4 protein-coding genes are annotated in these 4,390 nt (G+C 60.3%); all 4 read right to left on the minus strand.

All coding sequences use genetic code 11. From position 1 onward, the window contains the following. A partial coding sequence (locus BUB78_RS19710) for an acyl-CoA synthetase (protein WP_073201106.1) occupies positions 1-1,632 on the minus strand: 1,632 nt, incomplete at its 3' end. Positions 1,633-1,636: 4 nt separating this feature from the next. Then, positions 1,637-2,437 (minus strand): enoyl-CoA hydratase, encoded by an 801-nt coding sequence (locus BUB78_RS19715; RefSeq protein WP_073201102.1) that lies wholly within the window; start codon positions 2,435-2,437, stop codon positions 1,637-1,639. 20 nt (positions 2,438-2,457) lie between these two features. Continuing rightward, the gene (locus BUB78_RS19720; RefSeq protein ID WP_073201104.1) at positions 2,458-2,907 is read right to left on the minus strand and encodes an OsmC family protein; all 450 of its coding nucleotides are present in this window, start codon (positions 2,905-2,907) and stop codon (positions 2,458-2,460) included. A 29-nt stretch (positions 2,908-2,936) separates the two neighbouring features. Beyond that, entirely contained in the window at positions 2,937-4,133 is a 1,197-nt protein-coding gene (locus tag BUB78_RS19725; protein WP_073201108.1) for a glycine cleavage T C-terminal barrel domain-containing protein, read from the minus strand. Between the last annotated feature and the right edge of the window lie 257 nt (positions 4,134-4,390).

Genomic DNA, 4,390 nt, shown 5'->3' on the forward strand with positions numbered 1-4,390 from the left:
TGCGCCAAGATCGCGTGCCTGTTCGCGCAGGACGAATTTCTGGATTTTTCCGGTCGAGGTGCGCGGGATGGGCATGAAGACGAACTTGCCCGGAACCTTGTAGGGGGCAAGCTGTTCCTTGCACCATGCCTTGAGCGTATCGGCGTCGGCCTCTTGACCCTCGGCAAGCTCGACAAAGGCACAGGGCGTTTCGCCCCATTTCTCGTGCGGCATTGCCACGACGGCGGTGACGCCGACCGCCGGGTGCCGGTAAAGCGCCTCCTCGACTTCGATCGAGGAAATGTTTTCGCCGCCCGAAATGATCACGTCCTTGGACCGGTCCTTGAGCTGGATATAGCCATCGGGATGAATGACGCCGAGATCGCCGGAGTGAAACCACCCGCCCTCAAAGGCCTCCCGGGTGGACTTGGGATTGCGGAAATACCCCTTCATCACCACGTTGCCGCGAAACATCACCTCGCCCATGGTCGTGCCGTCACGCGGCACCGGGATCATGGTTTCGGGGTCCAGAACATCAAGAGATTCAAGCGCAAGATAGCGCACGCCCTGGCGCGATTTCAGCGCGGCCTGCTCGGCCGGGGCCAGATCGGACCAGCCTGCATGCCAGTCGTTCACCACCGCCGGGCCATAGGTTTCCGTCAGGCCGTAAAGATGGGTCACGTCAAAGCCTGCGGTCTTCATGTCCGCCAGAAGTTTTTCCGGCGGCGGTGCGGCGGCGGTGAAGAACTGCACCGTGCGATCAAGGTCACGCTTGAGCGCAGCGGGCGCCGAGATCATCAGCGACATCACGATTGGCGCGCCGCAAAGATGGGTCACGCCCTCGTCCGCCAAAGCATTCCAGATCGGCTCGGCCCGGACCTGGCGCAGGCAGACATGGGTGCCGATGATCGCCGACATCGTCCAGGGAAAACACCAGCCGTTGCAGTGAAACATCGGCAGGGTCCAGAGGTAGACCGCGTGTTTGGCCATCGAGGTGGTCAGCGCGTTGCCCTGCGCCAAAAGGTATGCGCCGCGATGATGCGAAACCACGCCCTTGGGGTCGCCGGTGGTGCCGGAGGTATAGTTGATCGAGATCGCGTCCCATTCATCCTCGGGCATGAGCCATGCGAAATCCGCATCGCCGCCCGAAAGGAAGGCCTCGAAATCATGCGCCTCGACTTGAATCTCCGGCCCGGTAAATTCCGCGTCGTCATATTGGATCAGCATCGGGTTCACCGAGGCAAGCGCCAGCGCCTCCTGCATCAGCGGCATGAATTCGCGGTCCACGATCACGATCCGCGACATGGCGTGATCAAGCTGAAACGCGATGATCGAGGCATCCAGCCGGGTGTTGACCGAATGCAGCACACCGCCGCACATCGGCACGCCGTAATGACATTCCAGCATCGCAGGCGTATTCGCCAGCAGCGCCGAAACCGTATCCCCCCGGCCAATGCCGGCCTGCGCGAGCGCCGAGGCCAACTGTCGCGAGCGCGTGTAAAATTCGGCATAATTGCGCCGCAGCGGCCCGTGCACGATCGCCGTGTGGTCGGGAAACACACTGGCGGCGCGTTCCAGAAAGGTCAGCGGCGTCAGCGGCTGGTAATTCGCGGGATTGCGATCAAGGCCGGTGTTATAGGGATTGGTTTGCATGGGCTCAGGCATCCTGCCACTGGGGGGCACGTTTTTCGATGAAGGCGCCGATGCCCTCTTCGGCATCACGGGCCAGCATGTTGTCGACCATCACCCCCGAGGCGTAATCATAGGCCTCGGAAAGGGTCATTTCGCGCTGCGCATAAAAGGCGCGCTTGCCGGTGGCGAGGGTCATGCTGGACTTGGAGGCGATCTTGCGCGCCATTTCCAGGGTGGCGGCCTGCAAGGCCTCGGGCGCGACGCAGCGATTGACCAGGCCGATTTCTGCCGCGCGCCCGGCCGGTGTCATGTCGCCGGTCAACAGCATTTCCATCGCATGCTTGTTGTTCACGTTGCGCGACAGAGCCACCATCGGGGTTGAGCAGAACAGACCGATGTGAACGCCCGGCGTGCTGAACTGCGCCGTGTCCGCCGCAATCGCCAGATCGCAACTTGCCACAAGCTGACAGCCCGCAGCGGTTGCAATGCCGGTGACTTCGGCGATGACGGGCCTGGGGCAATTCACGATCCCCTGCATGACGCCCGAACACATCGACATCACCTTGCTGAAATAGGCGCGGCCACCATCGGGGCCCGCCCGCCCGGCGGTCATTTCCTTGAGATCATGACCCGCGCAAAAGGCCGGTCCGTTCGCCGCCAGAATGATAACGCGCACCGCCGGGTCGGTGCCAGCCTCGGCAAAGGCCGCACCCAGCTCTGCCAACATCGCCTCGGAGAGCGCGTTGCGTCGTCCGGCATCATTCAGCGTCAGACGCAGGATACCATCGGCATCCAGATCACGTAACAGAATATCGCCTTTTTGCATGGGTGAGGTCCTTTTGGGGGCTACAGAACGTTGATTTCAACGCTGTCAGCGAGGGTGTTTGCGATAAAGCAATAGCGATGCGCACGATCCTGCATTTCGGCCAGCTTCGCGTCATCCAGCGAGAAACCGGTATCAAAACGCACCACAGGATGAAGGTCAATCCGCGTCACCGACATCTGGCCCCTGGCGTTCTTGCCAAGATGCGCTTCGGCATAGTCGTGATAGCTTGCGACAGGCCAGTCGGCCTTGGCGGCCAGGGCCAGAAACGTCATCATGTGACAGCTCGACAGGGCAGAGGCGAGGGCCTGTTCAGGATTGGTATTGTCTGGATCGCCGCCCCAATCCGGGGCGGCGTCCACTTGTACCTCGTGGCTGGAGTTATAGCACACGGTATGTTCGGCAGAGTATTTGCCGGGTTGAAAGGCGGGCTCGGAGCGCCGCCAATGCAGTTCGATGGCAAGATCGGACATTTGCTGGATCCCTGTATTAGCCGAGGCGCTCAGGCCGCGGCGATTGACTTTTTGGGATCATAGAACGGGCGGTCCACGATGACGGCATTTTCCGTACCGGCTTCGTTCACGACACCGGATCTGTTCACGACTTTCACCCGCGCCCCCAGATTGGCATGCTCTGTTTCGACCATCGCAAGCGCAATGTTCTGCTTCAGACGCGGCGAATAGACAGCAGAGGTAACCTTACCGATGACCACTCCGCCTTTTACAATGCGCCAGTAAGAGGTGTTCGGGCCGTTGAGCGGATCGCCTTCGATAATCAGACCGACCTGTTTGCGGCTCACGCCCTCTTCCTTGATGCGGCGCAGCGCCGCCTTGCCGATGAAGTCCGCCTCCATATCGAGGTTCACCAGCCGGTCAAGCCCAAGCTCGTAAGGGTTGGTGCTGCTGTCTGCATCCGCATGATAGGACAGCATGCCGCCCTCGATCCGGCGGATCGACGAGGTGTGGCCGGGCTGAAGGCCGAACGGAGCGCCCGCCGCCATGATCTTTTCCCAAAGCTCGTCGCCGCGAGACCCATCCTGCAGGTAGAGCTCATAGCCCAGCTCGCTTGACCAGCCGGTACGCGATGCGATCAGCGGGATGCCGTCAAGCTCAAGCTCGCGCAGCCAGTAGTACTTGAGGCTCATGATGTCGTCGCCAAACAGCGCCTTCATGATCTCGCCCGACTTTGGCCCCTGCAATTGCAGCGGCGACACATCCGGCTCGCAGATGGTGACATCCATCCCGGCATGCACGGCAATGCCCTGCGCCCAGAGCAGGATGTCGCTGTCGGCCAGCGAAATCCAGAAGTGGTTTTCAGCAAGGCGCAGCAGGATCGGGTCATTCAGAAGCCCGCCATCGGCATTGGTGATCAGGACGTATTTGCACTGGCCAACCGCCATGGTCGAGAGGTCACGACAGGTCAGCATCTGGGTGAATTTCGCGGCGTCCGGTCCGGTGATCTCGACCTGGCGCTCGACACCCACATCGCACAGGATGGCGTCGTTCACGAGGTTCCAGAAGTTCTGCTCGGGATCGCCAAAGTCACGCGGGATATACATATGGTTATAAACGGAAAAACCCTTTGCACCCCAACGAACGGTTGCGTCGAAATAGGGGGATTTGCGGATCTGTGTACCAAAGCCGAAATCTTCCGTCTGCAGGTCGTCCAGCTGTGCTTGGAAGTCTTCTTCTTGTGTCATGTCTTCGCCCTTGTTGTCTGCGGCCACACAGGCCCAGGAATGTTGAAACCTGACGAGTGTTTAGTCCGGGAACGGAAATGAAAGCGGGCTGAAAAATGACAGGTTTCAGGCTAAACAGACCATAAAATCGGCGCCGGATAGTCCATTCGGGCGTGCAGGCTCACCTTGGCTCTTTCGCCGCCAGTTTTGCAATGTTGGGCTGGGTCAGTTTGACCCGCCGAGTCGCAAAGTAGGTCATGTAACGATCAATCCCAAGT

The organism is Roseovarius marisflavi, from assembly GCF_900142625.1.
GTDB lineage: Bacteria > Pseudomonadota > Alphaproteobacteria > Rhodobacterales > Rhodobacteraceae > Roseovarius > Roseovarius marisflavi.